General features: G+C 56.9%; 23 protein-coding genes. 16 read left to right on the top strand and 7 right to left on the bottom strand.

Annotation, left to right across the window (positions count from 1 at the left end; all coding sequences use genetic code 11):
• The first annotated feature begins 104 nt into the window (after positions 1-104).
• Positions 105-1,121: a porphobilinogen synthase gene (hemB, locus tag B9Z41_RS08790; RefSeq protein ID WP_100146677.1), complete on the top strand. Its 1,017-nt coding sequence runs from the start codon at positions 105-107 to the stop codon at positions 1,119-1,121.
• A 6-nt stretch (positions 1,122-1,127) separates the two neighbouring features.
• Here hemB and B9Z41_RS08785 read toward each other — a convergent pair whose 3' ends face one another.
• Positions 1,128-1,814: a dienelactone hydrolase family protein gene (locus B9Z41_RS08785; RefSeq protein WP_100146705.1), complete on the bottom strand. Its 687-nt coding sequence runs from the start codon at positions 1,812-1,814 to the stop codon at positions 1,128-1,130.
• Positions 1,815-1,929: 115 nt separating this feature from the next.
• On the opposite strand from B9Z41_RS08785, the gene B9Z41_RS08780 reads away from it, so the two are divergent.
• From B9Z41_RS08780 to B9Z41_RS08765, 4 genes are all read left to right on the top strand, one after another.
• A complete protein-coding gene (locus tag B9Z41_RS08780; RefSeq protein ID WP_100146704.1) occupies positions 1,930-2,676 on the top strand; it encodes an SDR family oxidoreductase in 747 nt (248 codons plus the stop codon).
• Positions 2,677-2,717: 41 nt separating this feature from the next.
• Positions 2,718-4,229: a CoA-acylating methylmalonate-semialdehyde dehydrogenase gene (locus B9Z41_RS08775; protein WP_100146676.1), complete on the top strand. Its 1,512-nt coding sequence runs from the start codon at positions 2,718-2,720 to the stop codon at positions 4,227-4,229.
• Between the two features lie 128 nt (positions 4,230-4,357).
• Entirely contained in the window at positions 4,358-6,079 is a 1,722-nt protein-coding gene (locus B9Z41_RS08770; RefSeq protein WP_100146675.1) for a GMC family oxidoreductase, read from the top strand.
• A gap of 213 nt (positions 6,080-6,292) precedes the next feature.
• Complete coding sequence (locus tag B9Z41_RS08765; RefSeq protein WP_100146703.1) at positions 6,293-7,051, top strand: TSUP family transporter; 759 nt, start codon at positions 6,293-6,295, stop codon at positions 7,049-7,051.
• A gap of 9 nt (positions 7,052-7,060) precedes the next feature.
• Here B9Z41_RS08765 and mrdA read toward each other — a convergent pair whose 3' ends face one another.
• The 4 genes from mrdA to B9Z41_RS08745 are packed head-to-tail and all read right to left on the bottom strand — an operon-like array spanning position 7,061 to position 11,595.
• On the bottom strand, positions 7,061-9,067 hold the full coding sequence (mrdA, locus tag B9Z41_RS08760) for a penicillin-binding protein 2 (protein ID WP_100146674.1): 2,007 nt from the start codon (positions 9,065-9,067) through the stop codon (positions 7,061-7,063).
• On the bottom strand, positions 9,064-9,594 hold the full coding sequence (gene mreD, locus B9Z41_RS08755; RefSeq protein ID WP_100146673.1) for a rod shape-determining protein MreD: 531 nt from the start codon (positions 9,592-9,594) through the stop codon (positions 9,064-9,066). The genes mrdA and mreD overlap by 4 nt, the downstream gene beginning before the upstream one ends.
• Positions 9,591-10,511 carry a rod shape-determining protein MreC gene (gene mreC / locus B9Z41_RS08750; RefSeq protein WP_100146672.1) on the bottom strand — a complete coding sequence of 307 codons (921 nt, stop codon included), beginning with the start codon at positions 10,509-10,511 and terminating at the stop codon, positions 9,591-9,593. The genes mreD and mreC overlap by 4 nt, the downstream gene beginning before the upstream one ends.
• A 40-nt stretch (positions 10,512-10,551) precedes the next feature.
• Positions 10,552-11,595, bottom strand: a complete 1,044-nt coding sequence (locus B9Z41_RS08745; RefSeq protein WP_100146671.1) for a rod shape-determining protein — start codon at positions 11,593-11,595, stop codon at positions 10,552-10,554.
• Between the two features lie 175 nt (positions 11,596-11,770).
• On the opposite strand from B9Z41_RS08745, the gene gatC reads away from it, so the two are divergent.
• From gatC to B9Z41_RS08725, 4 genes are all read left to right on the top strand, one after another.
• The gene (gatC, locus tag B9Z41_RS08740) at positions 11,771-12,079 is read left to right on the top strand and encodes an Asp-tRNA(Asn)/Glu-tRNA(Gln) amidotransferase subunit GatC (RefSeq protein WP_100146670.1); all 309 of its coding nucleotides are present in this window, start codon (positions 11,771-11,773) and stop codon (positions 12,077-12,079) included.
• Positions 12,080-12,082: 3 nt separating this feature from the next.
• Positions 12,083-13,543 (top strand): Asp-tRNA(Asn)/Glu-tRNA(Gln) amidotransferase subunit GatA, encoded by a 1,461-nt coding sequence (gene gatA, locus B9Z41_RS08735; RefSeq protein WP_100146669.1) that lies wholly within the window; start codon positions 12,083-12,085, stop codon positions 13,541-13,543.
• A 5-nt stretch (positions 13,544-13,548) separates the two neighbouring features.
• Positions 13,549-15,051, top strand: a complete 1,503-nt coding sequence (gene gatB, locus B9Z41_RS08730) for an Asp-tRNA(Asn)/Glu-tRNA(Gln) amidotransferase subunit GatB (RefSeq protein ID WP_100146668.1) — start codon at positions 13,549-13,551, stop codon at positions 15,049-15,051.
• Between the two features lie 75 nt (positions 15,052-15,126).
• Positions 15,127-15,486, top strand: coding sequence for a YitT family protein (locus B9Z41_RS08725; protein WP_199172962.1), 360 nt, complete (start codon positions 15,127-15,129; stop codon positions 15,484-15,486).
• A gap of 6 nt (positions 15,487-15,492) precedes the next feature.
• Here B9Z41_RS08725 and pyrE read toward each other — a convergent pair whose 3' ends face one another.
• Complete coding sequence (gene pyrE, locus B9Z41_RS08720) at positions 15,493-16,191, bottom strand: orotate phosphoribosyltransferase (RefSeq protein WP_100146666.1); 699 nt, start codon at positions 16,189-16,191, stop codon at positions 15,493-15,495.
• On the opposite strand from pyrE, the gene B9Z41_RS08715 reads away from it, so the two are divergent.
• The 6 genes from B9Z41_RS08715 to B9Z41_RS08690 all read left to right on the top strand — a co-directional run bounded on the left by B9Z41_RS08715 (position 16,190) and on the right by B9Z41_RS08690 (position 22,424).
• Complete coding sequence (locus B9Z41_RS08715; RefSeq protein WP_199172961.1) at positions 16,190-16,993, top strand: exodeoxyribonuclease III; 804 nt, start codon at positions 16,190-16,192, stop codon at positions 16,991-16,993. The two genes, pyrE and B9Z41_RS08715, sit on opposite strands and share 2 nt — an antisense overlap.
• A complete protein-coding gene (locus B9Z41_RS08710) occupies positions 16,990-18,309 on the top strand; it encodes a TIGR03862 family flavoprotein (RefSeq protein ID WP_255408411.1) in 1,320 nt (439 codons plus the stop codon). The genes B9Z41_RS08715 and B9Z41_RS08710 overlap by 4 nt, the downstream gene beginning before the upstream one ends.
• A gap of 34 nt (positions 18,310-18,343) precedes the next feature.
• Positions 18,344-18,748 (top strand): aspartate 1-decarboxylase, encoded by a 405-nt coding sequence (gene panD, locus B9Z41_RS08705; RefSeq protein ID WP_100146664.1) that lies wholly within the window; start codon positions 18,344-18,346, stop codon positions 18,746-18,748.
• Between the two features lie 697 nt (positions 18,749-19,445).
• A complete protein-coding gene (locus B9Z41_RS08700) occupies positions 19,446-19,871 on the top strand; it encodes a hypothetical protein (protein WP_100146663.1) in 426 nt (141 codons plus the stop codon).
• Between the two features lie 157 nt (positions 19,872-20,028).
• Positions 20,029-20,655 (top strand): response regulator transcription factor, encoded by a 627-nt coding sequence (locus B9Z41_RS08695; protein ID WP_100146662.1) that lies wholly within the window; start codon positions 20,029-20,031, stop codon positions 20,653-20,655.
• Positions 20,652-22,424, top strand: coding sequence for an ATP-binding protein (locus B9Z41_RS08690; RefSeq protein WP_100146661.1), 1,773 nt, complete (start codon positions 20,652-20,654; stop codon positions 22,422-22,424). The genes B9Z41_RS08695 and B9Z41_RS08690 overlap by 4 nt, the downstream gene beginning before the upstream one ends.
• A 69-nt stretch (positions 22,425-22,493) precedes the next feature.
• On the opposite strand, the gene B9Z41_RS08685 is transcribed toward B9Z41_RS08690, so the two are convergent.
• Positions 22,494-23,621 carry an MFS transporter gene (locus B9Z41_RS08685; RefSeq protein WP_233202600.1) on the bottom strand — a complete coding sequence of 376 codons (1,128 nt, stop codon included), beginning with the start codon at positions 23,619-23,621 and terminating at the stop codon, positions 22,494-22,496.
• Positions 23,622-23,735: 114 nt separating this feature from the next.
• On the opposite strand from B9Z41_RS08685, the gene B9Z41_RS08680 reads away from it, so the two are divergent.
• A complete protein-coding gene (locus tag B9Z41_RS08680; RefSeq protein ID WP_100146659.1) occupies positions 23,736-24,374 on the top strand; it encodes an MBL fold metallo-hydrolase in 639 nt (212 codons plus the stop codon).
• Positions 24,375-24,384: the final 10 nt, after the last annotated feature.

Raw genomic sequence — 24,384 nt, 5'->3', positions numbered from 1 at the left:
TAGGGAGGAAAAGCGGGGAGCAGCAAGCTGCTCCATGTCAATCTAGCAAACGCTTTGATGCAAAACAATGGGGGAAACGTCAGGCTTGAGGCACAATTTTGCCCATGACACACCCGTACACCGCAGCTCTCGCCCCCTTCCCCGCCAACCGCCCTCGTCGGCTGCGACGCGACGACTTCACGCGTCGCTTGGTGCGCGAACATGCCTTGAGCACCAACGACCTGATCTACCCCGTGTTCGTGCTCGAAGGCGAGAAACGCCGTGAAGCAGTCGCCTCCATGCCCGGCGTAGAGCGTCTGAGCCTTGATTTGTTATTACCCGTGGCTGAGCAATGTGTGGCATTGGGCATCCCTGTGATGGCCTTGTTCCCAGTCATCAGCAACCACCTGAAAACACCCGATGGCAGAGAAGCCACCAACCCCAAAGGCTTGGTACCTCACGTGGTGCGCGAACTGAAAAAGCACTTTCCCGAGCTTGGCGTCATGACCGACGTTGCCCTAGACCCATTCACCAGCCACGGACAAGACGGCTTACTCGATGACACCGGTTACATCCTGAACGACGAGACCGTGGCCGTATTGACCCAACAAGCCCTGACCCAAGCGCAAGCAGGCGTAGACATCGTGGCACCCAGCGACATGATGGATGGGCGCATAGGCGCAATCCGAACAGCACTAGAGGCGCAAGGTCACATTCACACGCGCATCATGGCCTACAGCGCCAAATACGCGAGCGCGTTTTATGGCCCATTTCGTGACGCCGTGGGCTCTGCGGGCAACCTGGGCAAAAGCGACAAAAAGGTCTACCAAATGGACCCCGGCAACAGCGACGAGGCCCTGCGCGAGGTCGCTCTGGACATCGCAGAAGGCGCCGACATGGTGATGGTCAAACCTGGCATGCCTTATCTCGACATCGTGCGTCGCGTCAAAGACACCTTCCAGGTTCCGACCTTTGCCTATCAAGTTTCTGGCGAATACGCCATGCTCAAAGCGGCCGCGCAAAACGGCTGGCTCGACCATGACGCGGTGATGATGGAAAGCTTGCTCGCCTTCAAACGTGCCGGCGCAGACGGCGTATTGACCTACTTTGCCCTGGATGTGGCACGCCTGCTGAAAAAGTAAGCGCCATCAAGCCAGGTGCTTGGCAAAAAATGCCATGGTGCGCTCCAACGCCAATTTGGCCGACGGCTCATGCCATGCACCCCGGTGGTTGCAGTTGAAGCCATGGTCAGCGGCATAAACGTGTACCTCCACCGTGGGTTGTGCTTTTTTGAATGCCTCGACAGTGTCCAGAGGAATCCAGTGATCTTGCTCTGCGTAATGCGCCAGCACTGGGCAATGTGGCTGACGTGCGCGCTCTTCGTGACTGGTGCTGCCTCCCCCGTAATACGGCACAGCTGCGCTCAACCCTTTGACCAATGAGGCCGCGCGCCAAGCCAGCAGCCCACCCCAGCAATAGCCCACGATGCCCACTTTGCCGCCGCTGTGTTTGGCAGCGTAATCAACCGCCGCTTGTATGTCCGCCATCACGCCCGGAGCGGGCAGCGCCTCCACCGCCGCTTTAAGCGCAATACCGGCTTGCATGTCATCGGGCGTATAGCCCATCTGCACCGCTGGTTTGACGCGGTCAAACGTGGCTGGCGCTACCGCCAAATAGCCCGCAGCAGCATAGCCATCGGCCACTTCGCGAATATGGGCATTGACACCAAAAATTTCCTGCACCACAACGATCGCGCCTTTGGGCTTGCCGTGGGGTTGGGCGACGTAGGCAGAAAAAGCAAATCCATCAGAAGAAGTCAAATGCACGGTGGTCATGGTGTTACCTTCAAAATCTAAAAACAGAATGTCCATCAGGTTACTCTGTTTTAAAACCCTACATGCTATCGTGGTGCGCTTGAAAATAGACTCGCTAAAAAACCAGGAGACTTACTTGAAACCCGTTCTTTTGATCACCGGCGCAAGCCGTGGCATTGGCGCTGCCACCGCCCTGTTGGCCGCCCAAAATGGCTGGGGCGTAGCTGTCAACTACACCCAAAATGCACTGGCCGCCGATGACGTGGTGCGCCAGATTCGCCAAGCCGGTGGAACGGCAATCAGCGTGCAAGGCGATGTCGGTCACGAAGACCAAATCCTGGCCATGTTTGCGCAAGTTGACGCCAAACTCGGACGTATCCGTGGCTTGGTCAACAGCGCCGGCATTGTCGATATGACCAGCCGCGTGGACGAAATGAGCTGGACCCGCGTCGAGCGCATGATGCGCGTCAACGTGTTGGGGTCATTTGCCTGCACCCGTGAAGCCATCCGCCGCATGAGCACCCGTCACGGTGGTGAAGGCGGCGTCATCGTCAACCTCAGCAGCGCAGCTGCACGACTTGGCGCGTCCGGCCAGTACGTCGACTACGCCGCTAGCAAAGCCGCCATCGACACCCTGACTTTGGGCGTCTCTAAAGAAGTCGCCGCTGAAGGCATTCGCGTCAACGCGGTGCGTCCCGGTGTGATCGACACCGACATTCATGGCAGCGGCGGCTTACCCAACCGCGCCAAAGAGCTCGCACCGCTCATCCCCATGCAGCGCGCAGGCACTGCGCAAGAAGTGGCACAAACCATTGTCTGGTTGCTCAGCGACGCCTCCAGTTACATCACGGGCACCTGCATCGACATAACCGGCGGCCGCTGATTCGCCCCTGACCACACCATCTGATTGACTTAGGACTCTTCATGACCATTGCCTCCATCCAGCACTTCATCGCCGGGCAGCACGCCGCAGGCGTGAGCACCCGCACGCAGCCGGTGTACAACCCCGCCACCGGTGCCGTCACTGCCAACGTCTCCCTGGCCAGCAGCGACGATGTCAACGTGGCCGTCGCAGCCGCACAAAAAGCTTTCCCGGCCTGGGCCGACACCTCACCGCTGCGCCGCGCACGCGTGATGTTCAAGTTCTTGGAGCTACTCAACAAACACAAAGACGACCTGGCCCGCATGATCACCGCCGAACACGGCAAGGTGTTCACCGACGCGCAGGGCGAGGTCACGCGTGGCATCGAAATCGTCGAGTTCGCCACCGGCATTCCGCAGCTCCTCAAGGGCGACTACACCGAACAGGTGTCCACCGGGATCGACAACTGGACCATGCGCCAGCCCCTGGGCGTGGTGGCAGGCATCACCCCTTTCAACTTTCCAGTCATGGTGCCCATGTGGATGTTCCCGGTAGCCATCGCCACAGGCAACACCTTTGTCTTGAAGCCCAGCCCGATTGACCCCACCCCCGCACTCTTCATGGCCGACTTGCTCAAACAAGCGGGCCTGCCCGACGGCGTGTTCAACGTGGTGCAAGGCGACAAAGAAGCCGTAGACGCCCTGTTGGTTCACCCCGACGTCAAGGCGATCAGCTTTGTCGGCTCCACCCCCATTGCCAACTACATCTACGAAACCGGCGCCCACCACGGCAAGCGCGTGCAAGCCCTGGGCGGCGCGAAAAATCACATGGTGGTGATGCCCGATGCCGACATCGACCAAGCAGTAGATGCCCTGATTGGCGCGGCGTATGGCTCTGCTGGCGAGCGTTGCATGGCCATCAGCGTGGCCGTGTTGGTAGGCGATGTCGGCGACCGCATCATGCCCAAGCTGATCGAACGCACCAAAACTTTGAAAGTACTCAACGGCACCAACTTGGCCGCAGAGATGGGCCCCATCGTCACCGACATTGCGCACAAGCGCATCACCGGCTACATCGAGCAAGGCGCCAAAGAAGGCGCTCAGCTGCTGGTCGATGGCCGGGTGTTTGACGGCAAACAAGCAGGCGAAGGTTGCGGCAACGGGTTCTGGATGGGTGGCACCTTGTTTGACCACGTCACGCCAGAGATGCGCATCTACAAAGAAGAAATTTTTGGCCCCGTCTTGAGTTGCGTGCGCGTGGCCGACTTTGCCCAAGCTGTGACGCTGATCAACGCCCACGAGTTTGGCAACGGCGTGAGCTGCTTCACCCGTGACGGTGGGGTGGCGCGCGAGTTTGCCCGTCGCATCCAAGTCGGGATGGTAGGCATCAACGTGCCCATTCCTGTGCCGATGGCGTGGCACGGTTTTGGCGGTTGGAAGAAGAGTTTGTTTGGCGACATGCACGCCTACGGCGAAGAGGGTGTGCGTTTCTACACCAAGCAAAAGAGCGTCATGCAGCGCTGGCCGGACAGCATTGGCAAAGGTGCTGAGTTCGCCATGCCAACGTCTAAGTGATGCTCGCATTGCGCTGGTGCGACGTGGGCAGCCAGCCATGGCGCCTCAGTCGCTTCGCGCCAGAAAGTTGCCATGTCTGGCCACCCACGCCACACCATCGCAACGCTTTAGCCAAGGCTTGACCCTCCATGAGCGACACCCAGTTTGACTACATCATCGTCGGCGCAGGCACTGCCGGCTGCCTGTTGGCCAACCGCCTGAGCGCCGACGCCAGCAAACGGGTGTTGTTGATCGAAGCGGGTCGCCGTGACGATTACCACTGGGTGCATATTCCCGTGGGTTACCTCTACTGCATTGGCAACCCACGCACCGACTGGCTCTACAACACCGCTGCTGAGGCAGGTCTGAATGGCCGCAGCTTGCGCTACCCACGTGGCAAGGTGCTGGGTGGGTGCTCCAGCATCAACGGCATGATTTATATGCGCGGCCAAGCCCGTGACTACAACCACTGGGCTGAACTCACGGGCGACGCACGCTGGCGCTGGGACAACTGCGTGCCGTACTTCAAGCTGCACGAAGACCACCACGGCGGGGCCGATGCCCTGCACGGTGCCAAAGGCACACGCAGCGAGGTGCTGCTCAATGACCGCACGGTGTATGGCGAAACCCTGCGCCACCACATCGCAGGTGGCGAGTGGCGGGTAGAACGCCAACGCTTGCGCTGGGACGTGCTCGACGCCTTCGCCCAAGCTGCCGTGCAAGCAGGCATTCCCGTCACCGACGACTTCAACCGAGGCGACAACGAAGGCGTGGGCTATTTCGAAGTCAATCAAAAAAATGGCTGGCGCTGGAATACACCCAAAGCCTTTGTGCGCCCCACCTGTTACGCGCGACCCAACTTTGAACTCTGGACCTCGGCCCAGGTCGTCAAACTGCTGATGACCACCGACGCCGACGGCCAAGCCCACTGCACAGGCGCGCAGGTGTGGACAGGCCACGGTCATGTCACCGTCACAGCCAAGCAAGCCGTGGTGCTGAGCGCGGGCAGCATTGGCACACCACAGATCTTGCAACTCTCGGGCCTAGGCCCCGCAGCGTTGCTCCAACAGCACGGCATTGAACCCGTCATCGACTTACCCGGCGTGGGCGCCAACCTGCAAGACCATTTGCAAATTCGCTCGGTCTTCAAGGTGCAAGGCGTCGCGACGCTCAACACGCTGGCCAACAGTTGGTGGGGCAAGGCCAAGATTGGCTTGGAATACCTGTTCAAGCAAAGTGGCCCCATGAGCATGGCGCCATCGCAACTGGGCGCCTTCACGCGCAGCAGCCCCACCCAGCCTTACCCCAACATCGAATACCACGTGCAACCCCTCAGCCTGGATGCGTTTGGCGAACCCTTGCACAACTTCCCTGCCTTCACGGCCAGCGTGTGCAACCTCAACCCCACCAGCCGTGGCACGGTGCATATCCGCAGCCCGCACTTTGCTGACTCGCCCCACATCGCGCCCAACTACCTCAGCACCCCCGAAGACCGCCAAGTGGCCGCCGATTCATTGCGTGTGACGCGGCGCATCGCGGCTCAACCCGCACTTGCCAAATACCAGCCCGTTGAGTGGAAACCGGGCGTGCAATACCAAACCGACGCCGAGCTGGCACGCTTGGCGGGCGACATTGCCACCACCATCTTTCACCCTGTGGGCACTGCACGCATGGGGCGCTTAGATGACCCACTCGCCGTGGTCGACACCGAACTGCGCGTGCGCGATGGACGCGGCGGCGTGGTGCGCGGCCTGCGCGTGGTGGATGCCAGCGTGATGCCCACCATCACCAGCGGCAACACCAACAGCCCCACCTTGATGCTGGCTGAAAAAGCCGCCCAATGGCTGGCCCACGAGGCACTCAAGAATTGACGCGCCCGGGTAAGCCCGCAAGGGAAAGTCCTGAGGACTACCGCACACAAGAAAACGTACATTCTCAGCACTCACAACAGCCAACGCGCTGTTGAAAGAGGGTCCGAGGAGACATACAAACAGCTCTGCTCACAGAGCGTTGATAGGAAAAGGCACCGGTTGATCCCGGTGCCTTTTGCTTTTGCCCTCTTCATTTCAGACCACAATCCCCGCATGGAACTTTTGATCGCCACCTTCGCCTCGGCGCTGGCTGGTTTTGTGGATTCGATCGTCGGTGGCGGCGGCTTGATTTTGCTGCCCGCCCTATTTGCCGTTTATCCCGCTGCCACGCCCGCCACCCTGCTAGGCACCAACAAAAGCGCCTCCGTCTGGGGCACCAGCTTTGCTGCCTGGCAATACAGCCAACGCGTGTCCATGCGCTGGCGTGCACTGCTGCCAGCCGCAGGTTTGGCCATGGCCGGGTCGTTTGCAGGCGCGTGGTGGGTCACCCTCATCTCACCCGACTTTTTACGCCGCCTGTTGCCCTTGGTGCTGTTTGCCGTGCTGCTGTACACACTGGCGCGCAAAGACATGGGCCGTCACCACCGGCCACGCTTTGAAGGTCGCGCCGAGCTGTGGGCCACTTGCGCCGTGGGCCTGTCGATTGGGTTTTACGACGGGTTCTTTGGCCCCGGCACAGGCAGTTTTTTCGTCTTTTTGCTGGTGCGTTGGTTGGGGTACGACTTTTTGAATGCGTCGGTCGCGGCCAAGCTGCTCAATTTGTCGAGCAACGCCGCTGCGTTGGTGCTCTTCACCTGGAAAGGCCACGTCTGGTGGCACCTGGCGTTGCCACTGGCCATGGCCAATGTGGCAGGCAGCTTGTTGGGCACACGCATGGCCTTGCAGCACGGTGTAGGCTTTGTGCGCGGCATGTTCTTGGTGGTGGTGAGTGCCTTGATTTGCAAAACAAGCTACGACGCTTTTTTGCGTTAACCACTCAACTCAACGCTTGGCTTTGAGATCCAAACTGGCTTTGTCGGCCAATGCTTCATCCACCTCTAAAGACTTAGGTGGCCAAGGCACCGTAGCCACAGGGCGTGGCTTGCCGATTGGGCGCGTCGCTTGGCCCTTTTGCACGGCCTCAATGTCTTCGAGCGCCGGGTATTGGCCCAAGATCACAAAGTCAAACACACGACGTGCAATCGGTGCCGCATTTTGAGCACCAAAGCCAGCGTTTTCCACCACCATAGCCAAGGCCACTTTGGGGTCATCCGCCGGGGCAAATGCGATGAACAAGGCATGGTCGCGCATGCGCTCGTCAATGTTGGCGGCGTTGTATTTTTCGTTTTGTTTGACGGTGTAAACCTGCGCCGTACCTGTCTTACCGGCGCTCACATACTGCGCGCCAATAAAACTGCTGGCCGAGGTGCCTTCAATGTTGACGCCCACCATGCCACGCTTGATGACCTCTAAGTTCTCTGGCGTCAACGGCAATTGCCCCACCGGTTCTTTGGCCACCAAGGTGGCCACCTTGGTCTCGACATCCACCACTTCACGCACCAAGTGCGGCTTCATCTTCAAGCCATTGTTCGCCACCGTGCCCGTGGCATGCGCAATTTGCAACATGGTGAAGCTGTTGTAGCCCTGACCAATCCCCAGTGAAATGGTTTCACCCGAGTACCAACGCTGTTGCTCAGGCTTCTTATAGGTGGTGCGCTTCCATTCGGTCGATGGCAACACACCGCGCGATTCACCCAAGATGTCGATGCCCGTGATTTGTCCAAAGCCGAGCGGCTTCATTTGCTCGTACATCAGGTCCACGCCCATGTCGCGCGCCAGGGTGTAGTAGTAAGTGTCACACGACTCCACGATGGACTTGTACATGTCCACCATGCCGTGCCCGCCTTCTTTGTCGTCACGGAAACGGTGGTTACCAAACATGAAGTAACCCGGGTCAGGAATCAAGGTTTTCTCAGCGCGCTTGCCCGTTTGCAAGGCTGCCAACGCCATGAAAGGCTTGTAGGTCGACCCCGGTGGATAGGTGCCACGCAACGCACGGTTGAGCAAGGGCTTGTCGGGCGACTCGTTGAGCGCCTGCCAGTTTTCAAAGTCAATGCCATCGACAAACAGGTTCGGATCGAAGGTGGGTTTGCTCACAAAAGCCAAAACTTCACCCGTCTTCGGGTCTAACGCCACCAAGGCACCGCGACGTTTGCCGTAGAGGTCTTCCACCAGCTTTTGCAGCTTGATGTCGATCGACAGCACCACACTGTTGCCCGGCACCGCCTGGCTGCTGTTGAGGCGCCGCACAGCACGGCCACCGGCCGAGGTCTCCATCTCTTGCACCCCGGTCGTGCCATGCAATTGCGCTTCGTAACTTTGCTCGACGCCAAGCTTGCCAATGTAATCTGTGCCGCGGTAGTTGCCAGAGTCTTCCGACTCTTCGATCTTGGCTTTTTCAGCCTGGTTGATGCGCCCGATGTAACCAATCACATGGCTGGCCAACTCGTTGTAGGGGTAGCTGCGAAACAAGCGCGCCTTGATCTCAACCCCAGGGAATCGGTAGCGCTGCGCCGCAAAGCGTGCCACCTCTTCATCACTCAAGCGGTTACGAATCGGCACCGACTCGAAACTCTTGGACTCGTCCATTTGTTTTTTAAAACGGCGCTTGTCGCGACTTTGGATATCGACGACAGATGCCAACTGCTCAATCACCTCTTCGAGTGGTACCACCAATTTAGAGGGCGTGATCTCCAAGGTATAGGCCGAGTAATTGGTCGCCAAGACAATGCCGTTGCGGTCCATGATGACGCCACGGTTAGGAACAATTGGCACGATGGCCGTGCGGTTGTTCTCGGCCTGTTCGTTCAGGTCCTCGTAGCGGATGACCTGCAAATAAAACAGCCGCAGCACCAAGACCAGAAAAGCCACCAAAATGGCGGCCGTCACCACCACCATGCGCTCCCTGAAACGGCGCAAGTCGCCTTCGATGTTGCGAATCACCCTCATAAGGGCCTTGTCACATCCGGATTAGGCGCGCGTCTTTGAGGCGCCAGCAACAACACGCTGACCGCTGGCCACAACAAGGCTTCGAGCAGCGGTGCCAACACAATCGACCAGCCCGGGAACACCGAGCCCGACATCATGCGCACGGTCAACTCCAAGGCATGGGCCGTCAAAAACAAAGGCAGCACTTGCATGGCTTGTGACGGCACAGTGAACCACAACAAGCGCCGATGCACCATCACCGCCAGAAAGCCCAATGCGGTGTAAGTCAATGCGTGTTGCCCCAGCAAAGCCGCTTGGTGCACATCGGTCACCACACCAAAGAAAAACGCGACGCCGATGCCCACCATGCGCGGCTGATGGACACACCAAAACACCAACACCAGCGCCAGAAAGTCAGGCATCCACGCTGCATTACCGATCAGACTCATGTTGACCAACATATTCACCAACAAAGCTGCCAGCAACGTGCCGCCAATAAACCAAGGACTGGCTGGCAGCAACAACTGATGACCGCGCGGCATGATCATCGGCGACCTCCTTTGAGGTTGGCCAAGGGCTGCGGCTTGTCAATCTGAGGCCGCGCAGGCAATTTGTCGGTCAGCGGCTCCAGAACCATCACGTGACGTGCGCCTTGCACGTGGCCCACTGGCTCACACAAGATGCGGGCAAATGCGGTTTCAGCGCGACGCTCTACTTTGGTCACCTTGGCTACTGGAATGCCCGGCGGGTATACGCCGTCCACACCACTGGTAGAGAGCAAGTCGCCTACCTCGATGTCCGCATTGGTAGCCATAAAACGCAGCTCTAGCAGGGGCGCGCCACCGGCCTCGCCAAAGGCCACGCCACGCGCACCCGTGCGGGTGTTGAGCACAGGAATCGAATGCTCGCGGTCAGTGACCAGCGTCACCTCACTCACCAGGGGCAACACACGCGTGACTTGACCCAAGATGCCATGCTCATCCATCACCGGTGAGCTAGCCTTGACACCGTGGGTCATGCCTTTGTCCACAATCAGTTTGCGGGTGTACGGGTCGGCCGCGTCATACAACACCTCGGCAGCCACGCCTGTCGTGCTCAAACGCTCGCGTAATCCCAGTAGCTCGCGCAATTGACGGTTTTCCAGCGCCAGTTGCTCCACCTGTCCCGATCGTTGGGCTTGCACCAACAGCTGCTGACGTGCTTGCCGCTCAGCGGCTTGTGCCACATCACGGGCCTGCATGTAGTCACTGCTGTACTCAGCCATCATCTGGGGGCGCAAAGCCAACCACTGCACCGGGTACAAAGCCACGGAAAGTACAGCCCGGATCGGCTGTGTCACCCCAAAGCGGACATCAGCCACCATCAACAGCACCGACAAGGCGCTGAAGAACAACAGTTTGGAGATGGCCGATGGGCCTTGTTTGAAAAAGGCCGGTGGCGATCTGTCCAGCGTGCCAAGTGGCATGGGGTGCCGAGTTCAGTTGTAGGTGGGGTGATCGGCCAGCTTATTCGCTGGTGAAGATAGAGCCCAAACGCTCCATGCGCTCCAAGGCCAAACCGCAACCGCGCACCACACACGTCAGTGGGTCTTCGGCCACCAACACGGGCAAGCCGGTCTCTTCAGCCAGCAAGCGGTCCAAGTCGCGCAACAACGCACCGCCACCTGTCAGCATCATGCCGCGCTCGGCAATGTCCGCACCCAGCTCGGGTGGCGTTTGCTCTAACGCGTTCTTAACCGCAGACACGATGTTGTTGAGCGGGTCGGTCAGGGCTTCCAAGATTTCGTTCGACGAAATGGTGAACGAGCGTGGCACGCCTTCAGACAGGTTGCGGCCCTTGACTTCCATTTCCTTGACTTCAGAGCCAGGGAAAGCCGAACCGATTTTCTTTTTGATGGCTTCTGCCGTGGGCTCGCCAATCAACATGCCGTAGTTGCGACGGATGTAGTTGATGATGGCCTCGTCAAACTTGTCGCCACCCACGCGCACGCTGCCTTTGTAGACCATGCCGCCGAGCGAAATCACGCCCACTTCGGTGGTGCCACCGCCAATGTCGACCACCATCGACCCGGAGGCGTCCGACACGGGCAAGCCCGCACCGATGGCAGCAGCCATCGGCTCTTCGATCAAATACACCTCTGAGGCCCCAGCGCCCAAGGCCGATTCGCGAATGGCGCGGCGCTCCACCTGGGTCGAGCCGCAAGGCACGCAAATGATGATGCGGGGGCTGGGCTTCAACACCGAGCGGGGGTGCACCATCTTGATGAACTGCTTGAGCATTTGCTCGGTCACCGTGAAGTCGGCGATCACGCCGTCTTTCATGGGACGAATTGCCTCGATGTTGCCGGGCACTTTGCCCAACATGGCCTTGGCTTCGTGGCCCACGGCTTGAATGGTTTTTTTGCCTTGCGGGCCGCCTTCGTGACGAATCGACACCACCGAAGGTTCGTCCAGCACAATGCCTTTGTCGCGCACGTAAATCAGGGTGTTGGCGGTACCCAAGTCAATCGCCAAGTCGGTGGAAAAATACCGACGAAAAGATCCAAACATCACTGTCCTCTCAGGCGATGCGCAACAGGCGCATCACCACGTTGTTCGTGGTGCCCGCGGGCGCGGACACAAAGGCGAGATAATACCGCATCCCCCATAAAACACGGGTTTTTTCGGGCTGGCGCGCCCCTTTCACAGACCGCCCACCTTGACCATAAACCTTGACTGCACACGTATGTCCCTGACCGACCAAGACATCAGCCGCATTGCCAATTTGGCCCGGCTTGAGCTCCAGCCTGACGAACAACAGCGCATGCTGAGCAAAATCAACGATTTTTTCAGCATCGTCGAGCAAATCAGCGCCGTCGACACCACCGGCGTGGTGCCCATGGCCCACCCGGTCGACGCCATGGCCAATACAGGCGGCATCCACCTGCGACTGCGCCCTGACGTGGCGAGCGAGCCCAACCAGCGCGACGCCAACCAACGCAGTGCCCCCGCCGTGGAGCGCGGTTTGTTTTTGGTTCCCAAAGTGATTGAGTAAGCCATGACCGATTTGCACACCCTGAGCGTCAAAGCGCTCGCCGAGAGTTTGCGCAGCAGACAAGTCAGCGCCGTCGAAGTAGCGACCCGTTTTTTGGCGCGCACAGGCGGTAATCCGAACAACGCCTTTTTGGACATCGACAGCGAAGTCACCCTCGCCCAAGCCCGCGCCAGCGACGCCAAACTGGCGGACGGTACCGCCGGACCGCTCGAAGGCGTGCCCGTGGCCCACAAAGACGTGTTTGTGACCCGCGACTTCGCCACCACGGCGGGCTCCAAAATTTTGAACGGCTACCGCTCACCCTTCGATGCTACCGTGGTGCAGCGCTTGCGCTCAGCCGGCATGGTGAGCTTGGGCAAACTCAATTGCGACGAGTTCGCCATGGGGTCAAGCAACGAAAACTCGGCCTACGGCGCAGTCACCAACCCGTGGGACACCACGCGCGTACCCGGCGGCTCATCGGGCGGCAGTGCGGCCGCTGTGGCCGCAGGCCTGACCCCCGCCGCCACCGGCACCGACACTGGCGGCTCCATCCGCCAACCCGCTGCGTTTTGCGGCATCACCGGCATCAAGCCCACCTATGGCCGCGCCTCGCGTTACGGCATGATCGCCTACGCGTCTAGCCTGGACCAAGCAGGCCCCATGGCCCGCAGCGCCGAAGACTGCGCCCTGCTGCTGAGCGCTATGTGCGGGCCCGACCTGGACCGCGACTCCACCTCACTTGATGTGCCTGCCGAGAACTTCTCAGCCAAGCTGGACAACAGTTTGGCCGGTGTGCGTGTGGGGATTCCCAAAGAGTTTTTCGGAGACGGTCTGGCCAGCGATGTGCGCAGCGCCATCGACACGGCGCTCACCCAATTGCAAGACCTGGGTGCCAAGCTGGTGCCCATCAGCTTGCCGCGTACCGAGTTGTCCATTCCGGTGTACTACATCATTGCGCCCGCTGAAGCCAGCTCCAACCTGAGCCGCTTTGACGGCGTGAAGTTTGGTCACCGCACCCAGGACTACACCGACCTCGGTGACATGTACAAAAAAACCCGCGCCGAGGGCTTTGGCGAAGAGGTCAAACGCCGCATCATGACCGGCGCCTACGTGCTCTCACACGGCTACTACGACGCCTACTACCTGCAAGCCCAAAAAATTCGCCGCATGATTGCCGACGACTTTCAACGCGCCTTTGCCGAGTGCGACGTGATCGCCGGGCCTGTGGCTCCCACCGTGGCTTGGACCCTAGGCAACAACGCCAACGATCCGCTAGCGGACTACCTGGCCGACATCTTCACCCTACCCGCGTCACTGGCGGGCTTGCCCGGCATGAGCCTGCCGGTGGGTTTTGGCACAGGACATATGCCCGTGGGCATGCAACTGATTGGTAACTATCTGCAAGAAGCCCAGCTGCTCAACGTGGCGCACCAGTACCAGATGAACACCGATTTCCACCTCCAACATCCAGCGGGGGTTTAAGACTTATGAGCAAACTTGTCCAAGGCTATGAAGTCGTGATCGGCTTCGAGACCCATGCCCAACTCTCTACGCAGAGCAAAATTTTCAGTCGCGCCCCCACCGCCTTTGGTGCCGAGCCCAACACCCAGGCTTGCGCCGTGGACATGGCGCTGCCCGGCACCTTGCCCGTGATGAACGTGGGCGCCGTGGAGCGTGCCATTGAGTTTGGCTTGGCCGTCAACGCACACGTCGCTGAGCGCAGCATCTTTGCGCGCAAAAACTATTTCTACCCCGACCTGCCCAAGGGCTACCAAATCAGCCAATTTGAAATCCCGGTGGTGCAAGGCGGCGAGGTGTCGTTCTTCTTGGAAATCGGCAAAGAAACCGCGCACAAAACGGTGCGCTTGGTGCGTGCCCACCTGGAAGAAGACGCGGGCAAGTCGTTGCACGAAGATTTCATTGGACAAAGCGGCATCGACTTGAACCGCGCAGGCACACCACTGTTAGAAATCGTCACCGAGCCCGACATGCGCAGCAGCGACGAGGCCGTGGCCTACGCCAAAGAGTTGCACAAGATCGTCACCTGGATTGGCATTTGCGACGGCAACATGCAAGAAGGCTCGTTCCGCTGCGACGCCAACGTGTCGGTGCGCAAGCCTGGCGCTGCGTTGGGCACACGCCGCGAGATCAAAAACTTGAACAGCTTCAAGTTCATGCAACAAGCCATTGACTATGAAGTGCGCTGGCAAATCGACCAACTGGAAGACGGCCACGCGATTGAGCAAGCCACCGTGCTGTTCGACCCCGACACGGGCGAAACTCGCGCCATGCGCACCAAGGAAGACGCCGCCGACTACCGCTACTTCCCCGACCCCGACCTGCCCCCTCTGGTGATTGGTCGCGACTGGGTGGAGCGCGTGAAAACCGAGATGGCCGAACTGCCCCGTGTGATGGCCGAGCGCTTTGTCACGCAGTACGGCTTGCCCGACTACGACGCCACCTTGCTCACACAAAGCAAAGCCGCCGCTGCCTACTTTGAAGCCACCTCGCAAGCCTGCGGCCAACCGAAGTTGGCTAGCAACTGGATCATGGGCGAAGTGTCACGCCGCCTGAACACCGGCGACGTGACATTTGACAACCTGCCCGTCAGCGCCGCACAACTGGGTGCGTTGATCAGCCGCATCACTGACAACACCATCAGCAATAGCGCGGCGCGTCAGGTGTTTGATCGTCTTTGGAATAATCCAGACCAACGTGTGCATGATTTCAATGAACGTGGTGGCTTTGACTACGCCCTCACCATCGTCGACAAAATAATTGTTGATGACGGCCTCAAACAGATGAACGACAGCAGTGCCCTCGAAGCCATCGTCGATGAAGTGCTGGCCGCCAATCCCAAGAACGTGCAAGAGTTCAAGGCCGGCAACGCCAAAGCACTCAATGGCTTGGTGGGTCAAATCATGAAGGCCAGCAAGGGCAAGGCCAACCCGGCGCAAGTCAACGAGATGCTCAACCAGAAGCTAGGGTAAGCCATCGCCCAAGAGCTTGACACCCTCACACCCGCCCCCGCGCCCCACAGCACCTGGGAGGACGCACAAGGGCTCTTGACGGGCTGCCTGTTCGTCGCCTTGGGGGTGTGTTTGTTTCGCGAGGCGGGCTTGTTCACAGGCGGCACCACTGGCGTGGCGTTTTTGGCGCATTACCTGTTGGGCTATTCGCTGGGTGGCGTGTTGTTTGTCATCAACCTGCCTTTTTATGTGTTCGGCTGGCGCAAGCTGGGGCGCATCTTCACCCTCAAAACTTTTGCCGCAGTAGGCTTGCTGTCTGCCTATGTAGAGCTGCTGCCGCGCTGGGTTGGGTTTACGCACCTCAACCCCGTGTTTGCAGCTGTGATGGCGGGGCTGTTGGCGGGTGCCGGCATTTTGATTTTGATTCGCCACGGCGCCAGCTTAGGCGGCGTGTGAGCTGATTCAGCGCACGCCATAGCGGTCCCGATACGCCTGTGTGCGCGCCAGATGCTCACCCATGGCGTTGCCCGGCTGGGCATTTAAGTAAGTCAGCAAGTCGCTCAGCTCCGCAATGGCGCACACCTGCAAGCCCACTTGTTCGCGCACATACTGCACCGCGCTGTAGGGCACGTCTTGGATGGTGCCGTCTGCTTTTTTCTCGGTCGCCATTTCTTGGCGGTCCAGGGCAATCACCACCGCATGCGGCGTGGCGCCTGCGGCCTTGATCAAGGCAATCGATTCACGCGCCGCAGTGCCTGCGCTCATGACGTCATCCACGATCAACACCCGGCCTTTGAGCGGCGCGCCTACCAGACTGCCGCCTTCGCCGTGGTCTTTGGCTTCTTTGCGGTTGTAGGCAAACGGCACGTTCTTGCCTAAACGGGCCAACTCAATCGCCACCGCAGCACCCAACGGAATGCCCTTGTAGGCGGGGCCAAAAATCATGTCGAACGCGATGCCGCTTTGCATCAGGCGCTGCGCATAAAAGCTGGCCAATTTGCCCAGCTTGGCGCCATCGTCAAATAAGCCAGCATTGAAGAAGTAAGGCGACATGCGCCCGGCCTTGGTTTTGAACTCCCCAAATTTCAGCACACCGCAATCCAGCGAGAATTGCACAAATTCTTGCGCCAACGTGTTGTTGGCTGCCGTACCTTCTGTCATGGGAAATTCCTTGTTCAAACTGACCAGCCTCAACCTCAATGGCATCCGTTCTGCCGCCCGCAAAGGCGTTGAAGCTTGGCTCGATAAAGCCAAGCCCGATTGTATTTGCGTACAAGAAATCAAAGCCCAAGCCGCCGACGTACAGGGCCAGTTCGACACCTTGGCCGGCTTGAACGGCCACTTTCAGTTCGCCGAGAAGAAAGGCTACTCCGGCGTGGGCGTCTACACCCGTCATGAGCCCAGCGACGTTGTGGTGGGTTTTGATGGCGGCGAGTTCGATTCTGAGGGTCGCTATGTCGAACTGCGCTTTGACACGCCCACACAAAAGCTCTCCATCATCAGCAGCTACTTTCCCAGCGGCTCATCGGGCCCTGAACGCCAAGAAGCCAAGTACCGCTTTTTGGCGGCGCTGTACCCACACCTCACCGCACTCAAAGCCGAACGCGAATTTGTGCTGTGCGGTGACGTGAACATTGCACACAAAGAAGCGGACCTGAAGAACTGGCGTGGCAACCTGAAAAACAGCGGCTTCTTGCCCGAAGAACGCGCCTGGATGACACAACTCACCACCGAAGCCGGCGTGGTCGACGTGTACCGCCAACTCCACCCTGACACCACCGACGCTTGCTACACCTGGTGGAGCAACCGTGGCCAGGCTTATGCCAACAACGTGGGCTGGCGTTTGGACTACCACCTGGCTACACCCAACATGGCAGCCAAAGCACGGCAGGCCCACATCTACAAAGAAGAAAAATTTTCTGACCACGCGCCCATCACCCTGCACTACGAAGGCGTTCTGTGACACATCTCAGTCCAACGGTGGCCATCATCGGCGCCGGTCCTGCCGGGCTCATGGCCGCTGAAGTGCTGAGTCAGGCCAGCTTGAACGTCCACTTGTACGACGCCATGCCTTCGGTGGGGCGCAAGTTTTTGCTGGCTGGTTTGGGCGGGCTCAACCTCACCCACGCCGAACCTTTGGAACAATTTGTCACCCGCTACGGCGAACGCACGGCAGCCTGCACGCCGTGGCTGCACAGCTTTGGGCCCCAGGCCGCGCGGGATTGGGCGCAAGGCTTGGGGATCAACACCTTTGTGGGCACCTCACAGCGCGTGTTTCCCACCGACATGAAAGCTGCGCCTTTGTTGCGCGCCTGGTTGCACCGCTTGCGTCACCCCACACAAGGCACACCGGTCACCTTTCACATGCGGCACCGCTGGAATGGCCAGTTAGCGCGCAACACGCCCGAGCCATCGCCTACGCCAACCCACACGTTCACCTTGGCGTTTGACACCCCACGCGGCCCGCACACAGCACAAGCCGATGTGGTGCTTTTGGCCTTAGGCGGGGGCAGTTGGGCACGCTTGGGCTCTGACGGTGCGTGGCAAAGCTGGCTCGCTCAACAGCACATTGATGTGGCACCGCTGCGCCCGTCCAACTGCGGGTTTGACGTGCAGATCAACCAACGCCAAGGCTGGAGCGAGCACTTTGCCAGCCGCTTTGCGGGAGAAGCCTTCAAGTCGGTGCAACTGTCGTTCACCGATTCATTAGGGCATGTGTTCAAGCGTAAAGGCGAGTTTGTGGCCACGGCCACCGGCGTTGAAGGCAGCTTGGTGTATGCCGCGTCTGCCTTGTTGCGCGACGAAATTGAACGCACAGGCCACGCCACCTTGCATCTGAACTTGCGCCCCGAATGGAGCGCTGAACGTGTGCTGGAGGAGGTGTCACACCCGCGTGGTTCTAAGTCGTTGTCGAGCCACCTCAAAAGCCGCTTGAACCTCAACAACTTGCACATGGGCCTGCTGCACGAAGTGCTGAGCAAAGAAGCCATGCACAACCCTGCGCAACTGGCACACACCATCCAACACCTGCCCATCACCCTGCATGCCGCACGCCCACTGGACGAGGCCATCAGCAGCGCGGGCGGCGTGCGTTTGGAAGCACTCACCGCAGACTTGATGGCACAGTCCCAGCCAGGCCTGTTCATGGCAGGCGAAATGCTTGACTGGGAAGCACCGACTGGCGGCTACTTGCTCACAGCCTGCTTGGCCAGTGGACGTGTGGCCGCAGGCGGCGTGTTGGCGCATGTGCAAGCACACAGGCACCAGAGCCCACTATGATTCGTACTTTCTCTCACGCGCCCTTGTTTGAACCATGTTCCGCACCCTGCTCAAATCCAAAATTCACCGCGTTGCCACCACCCAATGTGAGCTCCATTACGAAGGCTCGTGCGCGATTGATGAAAACCTGCTCGAAGCAGCCAACATTTGCGAGAACGAGCAAGTCCACATCTGGAACATCAACAACGGAGAACGCTTCATCACCTACGCCATCAAAGGTGAACGTGACTCGGGCATGATTTCGGTCAACGGCTCTGCCGCACGTCGCGCCAGCGTGGGCGACTTGTTGATCATTGCGTCATTCGCGCAAGTGCATGAAGACCAGGTAGCTGGCCATGAGCCTCAACTGGTGTTTGTGGATGACAAGAACCAACAAGTGGGCTTGCGCCACCATGTGCCCACGCAGGCGGCGCCTGGGCATAGCACGGATGAGTGTTGAGCTACCGATTTACTGAGTTTTAAAACCCCGCTTTGCGGGGTTTTTTATGGGCGTAAATTAAATTACGCTTGAAGCGTCAATCGCCAAAGCGGCGATGCTGACAGACGCTCTCCACCATGCGAGAGCAAAGTACTCTATCGCTAGCCATACATAAAGTCTAGAACTAAGCGTTGATTGTCTTCGCCCCTTGCACACAGTTGAATGTGCCTAAGCACAACTTATCAAGGGGTTCACATGCAGATTTACTTTGCCGACCTCTGAAATACAGCCGGCTGTAGGAATTGCTCCGCCGATAAAGATTGAAAACATTTCCCAAGATTATTCACGCGCACACTCAGAGCTTATGAAGAAGCCAGACGAAGTAATTGCGGGCACATTTTGAGAAAACGCAGCACGATTACAAACGTGCGATCTAAAACTCGTCTTGCGTTTTTCTTTACACAGTGACACGACACATTGGTTCTAGAGCGTATTTGTTATTGAGTTTGTATGGAGCTGCCACTACGATTTTCATTTTCTTAATTCAGCTATCCCCATGAGATTTGTCATCGTCATGTCTTTGATATCAACAGCATTCATCGCCCTTATCAGCATCGTCTCCATCACCCTTCTTTCTCGAATTTACCCAACAGCGTCTAACTACACAGCATCGCCTGAAGTCAAAACGGAAATCTCATGGGGACAAGGTAGTTAAATCATGAAGAAGCCCAGTATTCTGATCGCGTTGCTTTTATCTATTGCCAGTATCAGCACAGCGTCCATGCTCTTTCTGCGTGGTTCGCCAACATCATCAAACTACCGAACTGCTGCACAAGCTCCTATCGATTTCAGATGGGGTGAAGGCTCTGAGGCTGGCGTGCCAGACAGCGCAGCAGATGAAAAAATGCGCGTGGCCCTTGGCAACGACGAAGAAACATTTGTCTTCGCAGGAAAGTGCGCAAACGGCGAGTCCTATCGGCTTTTTTCATACAAGAAATATGCGCATGGGTTGTCTCAGTCTTACTACGACTACGACGGCCCGGTTGGTCAAGGAACCGTTCAGTCTGCAACGGCACCCAAAATCATGGCTGTAAGAATTTGCCACAAATTGGCAGAGATCGTGAGCGAAAATCTCTTTCAGTAGTGCATCACAGTTTTTTAAAAATACACATAAGAAACAATATATTAAATATAAATGAAGCATTTTTAGTTATTCATGAGTGAATGCAGCATCATGATGACAAATCTGTAACTAAAGTTCAGTTGATGCAATCAGTACACGCCTGTAGCATCGCTCGAACATGAATGCAATTTTCAAAAAGTCCGTACTCATCATTGACGACCATCCGGTGTACCGTGATGCGTTGAGCGAAAAACTTGCACGTGAATTCTTTGAGGATGGTATTGAAGTTGCCGTCGCAAGCAGCACCAACGAAGGCCTAGAACTTATTGAAAACACGAACAAGCAATGGGTCATTTTGCTTGACATTTTGATGCCGGGGCTGAGTGGCTTAGCCGGCATCAAAGTTTTCAAAGAGCGGCACAACGTTCAACAAGTTGTGGCAATTTCTGGTCTGGACGAACACGCGTGGGAACCGAAAACAGTTTCTGCCGGTGCCTCTATGTTTTTGTCGAAAAATAGCACGGCCGAATTCATGATTCGCAAGCTCAAGCCTCTGGTGACACTTCAAAGCGACTATGTCGCGATCAATGAAAGCGTCAAGCCTAAAGAGTTTCGCCTGACACAACGGCAGCTAGAAGTTCTTAATTTGATTTCGCAAGGCCATTCAAACAAAGTGATTGCCGATTACTTAGACATCAGCGAACAAACCGTCAAGATTCACATCAATCAAATATTCAAAGAGCTGCGCGTGTTTAACAGGACGCAAGCCGTACTCAAAGCCCAAAAGCATCAAATTTTGCAATGACGCTTGAATTAACAGCCAACGAGGTCAACAACGTCTATCTGCTGCGTGAAAAATCGGCCCACATCACAAAAGCAGCACGCTCAGCCACGGTTGCAAATGTATTGGCACCTTTGCTCTGCATACCGATGTTCAAAGATGAGGTGCACCCCTCACATTTAGCAATTTGGCTCGGTTATATGTTCATCGTCATCGTTATTCGAACGTGGATGATTTTTAAACTGGAATACGAGGCTGAGAAAATTCTCAATCCACAGCGTGATTTAAAAATCGTGACTTACGCCGTTGGAATCGTTGGTTTTGGTTGGGGCTTAGGCTGGATTTTGATGGCGCCTGATTTGCTAATGGTGAATCGGATGATTTATGTCTACATGACCACTGCTGCGATGATTTCGAGCATGTTCGCATACAGCGTGAACCCCGCCACGTTTTTTGCGTTCACATTGCCCATCATGATTCCCTCGTTGAGTACGGTGTTATGGTCTGTGCATATTTTTCCGTGGCCATTTTCTGTAGGGTTAGCGTCGCTATACATCGTCGTCCTAAGCATTGCTAAAAACTTTGCCAAAATTTTTGAAGATTCAGTGCGGCTCAGATTTCGCAACGAGTGTCTTTACCAAGAGTTGGCGACTGAGAGAGATCAGTCGATTGCAGCCAATGTGGCTAAATCCAAGTTCATTGCCGTCGCGAGCCATGATTTACGTCAGCCCATGCATGCCGTTAACGTCTATCTCGATTTGATCAACTTAAACAACTTACCCACGGTAGAAAAGAAATCTCTTTCGAAAATTAAAAACGGTATCACCACGCTGAATGCGATGTTTGACTCTTTGTTGAACATCAGCAAACTCGATGCAGATGCGATGCAAGTTACCCACCGTGTTTTCCGTTTGGATGAATTCGCAAACACCATTCGCGACCTGACGGAATCCAAAGCGACGAACAAAGGTTTGATTTTTAATATCAACCACCCCAACTTGTTGGTGCGCGGAGACAAACTACTGCTTCAACAAATCATTGGCAACCTGGTTTCAAATGCCATTCAATACACGGAAAGCGGTCAAGTCAATGTGCGTTTTGAGTCTGAGAACGGTTGTTTGATCATCGAAGTCAGTGACACAGGATGCGGAATAACTGCATCTGAGCAACAGCAGATCTTCAATGAGTTCTACCGCGCAGACAAAACACGAGAACTGCACGATGGTCTGGGGCTTGGGCTGTCCATCGTTCAACGTTTGTGCGACCTCATCGGCGCTGACGTTCACGTGATATCAACACAGGGACAAGGTGCGAAATTCACAGTGACCACGCCGTTTCCAGTCTCTACAAATGAAGAAGGCATCCATGCCGCACAACCGGCGCACAAGACGCAGGATTCACACCGTAGTCTTCAAGGCAAATACATCGCAGTGATTGAAGACAACCCTATCATCGTTGAAGCGTACAAGCAAACGCTTGCAAGCAAAGGGGCGTACGTCCAAGTACTGTCAGAGCATCAGAGCGAACTTGACGATCAACTTGTCGCGATTGATCGCATTGATTGCATCTTGAGCGATTACCGCTTGAGTCAAACCACTGGCGATGTGCTCATACAAAAGCTGAGAGATAACTACAACGAAGAAATACCCGCCATCATCGTCACAGCCGATACATCACCATCTCATATCAACTTATTTGCTCAGTTAAATGTACAAGTGCTGCACAAGCCGATTAGTTTTCATGATGTCGCGGCAGCCATTGAAAAAATAATTTTTACTGAAAAGATACTTTGAAATTCCAGGTGACCTCAAGGTCAAGTGGTCACGAAGGATATTTCAAAGCATGCAATAAATGCCGCACTATCAGCACTCGTTTTGGTGCGAAGGTGTACGAGGCAGCAGGCTGACCACTGCAAAGGTGATGCACGAAGTGGCAGCCATGACCCACAGCAGGGTCGTGAAGCCCGCAGATTTCACGATCGGCCCAATCAACCAAATCGCCAGTGAGCTGGCACCCAACGCAACAGCCAAACGCATGCCCGAGACACGGGAACGCATGCCGTCATCCACAAACCGCACCACCATCGCATCGGTGAATGGAACGGCACCAAAAATCGCAGCCATGAAGATGATTTGCGAAAGATAAAACAGCCAACCTTCTGTGGCCGTGGCCGTGGCCAATGCAATGCACTGAATGGTCACGACACAAAGATAGAGCGTTTTCAGTGGCACCCGGTCCAGCAAATGTCCAACCAGCAATTGGGTCAAAGAGGCCAGCACATAAGCCACGGCCAGAAAAATGCCAATTTGTGCTGGATCTTGAGAGACTTGACCAAACTTGCTCGTCAGCATCTCGTAATTGCTGCCGGTAGAAAAGTTGAACAGCATGCTTGCACTGGTGGCCGCTATCGTCATGATGAGCAGCAGTTTGGAAATTGACATACCCGCGTGCTTGCCTGACGCCACTTTTTTCTTTGCAGGTGCGATCGCATCATGAGGGACACAGGCAGCAAAGACCACGCCTAAAAGAACGCTGATCACACCGGGAACGACAAACGTCATGCGCCAGTTGAAATACTTGATCAACAGCCCGGTCACCACCGCCGCCAGCGCCAGTCCCAGGTTGCCAGCCAAACCATTCACTCCAATCGTCCAGCCAGGCCGGCTCGCGCCTTGAACAAGCATAGGAATGCCAACAGGGTGGTAAATGGATGCCGCACAACCCAGCAGTGCCAGAGCCAACGCCAACTCCATGGGTGTGCGGGTCATGCCAACCAGGATGGAGGCGAGCCCAATCCCTACAAAAAAGACGATCATCATCTGGCGACGACCCCACAAGTCACCCAAACGCCCGGCAGGCAATGAACCGAGACCGAAAAAGAAAAAGGCCGCCACGCTGTAGGGCATCAGGTCTTCCCAGCGCGTCAATCCAAAATCATTCGCGATAGAAGTGACGGCGGTGGCAAAAACCAACAAAAGCATGTGGTCCATGGCGTGGCCGATATTAAGTAGAAGACGTGTGGGCGTGTTGTGCATACCTCTATATTGCCTTATTGCTTACAAGACCTGCGCTTGGCAAGCTCACGCGCACGGTATATTGGCAATATGCTTCAGTACGAAACCATCCCCGTCACCCCCTTCCAGCAAAACTGTTCCATCGTCTGGTGCGATGAAACGATGCAAGCCGCCATCATTGATCCAGGTGGCGACTTGGATGTGTTGCTTTCTGCGGTCAAACAACTTGGCTTGAAACTAGAACAAATCTGGATCACGCACGCTCACATCGACCACGCCGGTGGCACCGCCGAATTAGCCGAGCGCTTGGGGCTTCCCATCATCGGCCCACAAGAAGACGATCAGTTTTGGATTGATGGCTTAGCACAGGCTGCGGCGAGTTATGGTTTTCCACCATCGCGCGCCTTCACGCCGACGCGTTGGCTGCATGACGGTGACACCGTCACACTGGGTGCGCACACGCTGCAAGTGCGCCACTGCCCGGGCCACACCCCGGGACATGTGGTGTTTTATTCGCCAGAGATCAAACGTGCGTTTGTGGGCGATGTGCTATTTGCTGGCAGCATAGGCCGCACCGACTTTCCGCGTGGTAACCACCAAGACTTGATCGACAGCATCACCCAACGCTTGTGGCCCATGGGCGACGACACGGTGTTCATTCCAGGGCACGGACCTGAAAGCACCTTTGGGCGCGAGCGGGTGAGCAACCCTTATGTGGGTGGGACGTGAGCCCACCCAC

The sequence above is a fragment of the Limnohabitans sp. JirII-31 genome, assembly GCF_002778315.1.
GTDB lineage: Bacteria > Pseudomonadota > Gammaproteobacteria > Burkholderiales > Burkholderiaceae_C > Limnohabitans.
This window is presented reverse-complemented; position numbering and strand designations above follow the sequence as displayed.

Coding starts and splice junctions, on each gene's coding strand:
- B9Z41_RS08700 (WP_100146663.1), top strand. CDS start 19,446: ATGAAGAAGCCCAGTATTCTGATCGCGTTGCTTTTATCTATTGCCAGT.
- gatA (WP_100146669.1), top strand. CDS start 12,083: ATGACCGATTTGCACACCCTGAGCGTCAAAGCGCTCGCCGAGAGTTTG.
- B9Z41_RS08770 (WP_100146675.1), top strand. CDS start 4,358: ATGAGCGACACCCAGTTTGACTACATCATCGTCGGCGCAGGCACTGCC.
- hemB (WP_100146677.1), top strand. CDS start 105: ATGACACACCCGTACACCGCAGCTCTCGCCCCCTTCCCCGCCAACCGC.
- mrdA (WP_100146674.1), bottom strand. CDS start 9,067: ATGAGGGTGATTCGCAACATCGAAGGCGACTTGCGCCGTTTCAGGGAG.
- gatB (WP_100146668.1), top strand. CDS start 13,549: ATGAGCAAACTTGTCCAAGGCTATGAAGTCGTGATCGGCTTCGAGACC.
- B9Z41_RS08775 (WP_100146676.1), top strand. CDS start 2,718: ATGACCATTGCCTCCATCCAGCACTTCATCGCCGGGCAGCACGCCGCA.
- pyrE (WP_100146666.1), bottom strand. CDS start 16,191: ATGACAGAAGGTACGGCAGCCAACAACACGTTGGCGCAAGAATTTGTG.
- panD (WP_100146664.1), top strand. CDS start 18,344: ATGTTCCGCACCCTGCTCAAATCCAAAATTCACCGCGTTGCCACCACC.
- mreC (WP_100146672.1), bottom strand. CDS start 10,511: ATGCCACTTGGCACGCTGGACAGATCGCCACCGGCCTTTTTCAAACAA.
- B9Z41_RS08690 (WP_100146661.1), top strand. CDS start 20,652: ATGACGCTTGAATTAACAGCCAACGAGGTCAACAACGTCTATCTGCTG.
- B9Z41_RS08685 (WP_233202600.1), bottom strand. CDS start 23,621: ATGGACCACATGCTTTTGTTGGTTTTTGCCACCGCCGTCACTTCTATC.
- B9Z41_RS08785 (WP_100146705.1), bottom strand. CDS start 1,814: ATGACCACCGTGCATTTGACTTCTTCTGATGGATTTGCTTTTTCTGCC.
- mreD (WP_100146673.1), bottom strand. CDS start 9,594: ATGATCATGCCGCGCGGTCATCAGTTGTTGCTGCCAGCCAGTCCTTGG.
- B9Z41_RS08680 (WP_100146659.1), top strand. CDS start 23,736: ATGCTTCAGTACGAAACCATCCCCGTCACCCCCTTCCAGCAAAACTGT.
- B9Z41_RS08715 (WP_199172961.1), top strand. CDS start 16,190: ATGGGAAATTCCTTGTTCAAACTGACCAGCCTCAACCTCAATGGCATC.
- B9Z41_RS08695 (WP_100146662.1), top strand. CDS start 20,029: ATGAATGCAATTTTCAAAAAGTCCGTACTCATCATTGACGACCATCCG.
- B9Z41_RS08745 (WP_100146671.1), bottom strand. CDS start 11,595: ATGTTTGGATCTTTTCGTCGGTATTTTTCCACCGACTTGGCGATTGAC.
- B9Z41_RS08765 (WP_100146703.1), top strand. CDS start 6,293: ATGGAACTTTTGATCGCCACCTTCGCCTCGGCGCTGGCTGGTTTTGTG.
- gatC (WP_100146670.1), top strand. CDS start 11,771: ATGTCCCTGACCGACCAAGACATCAGCCGCATTGCCAATTTGGCCCGG.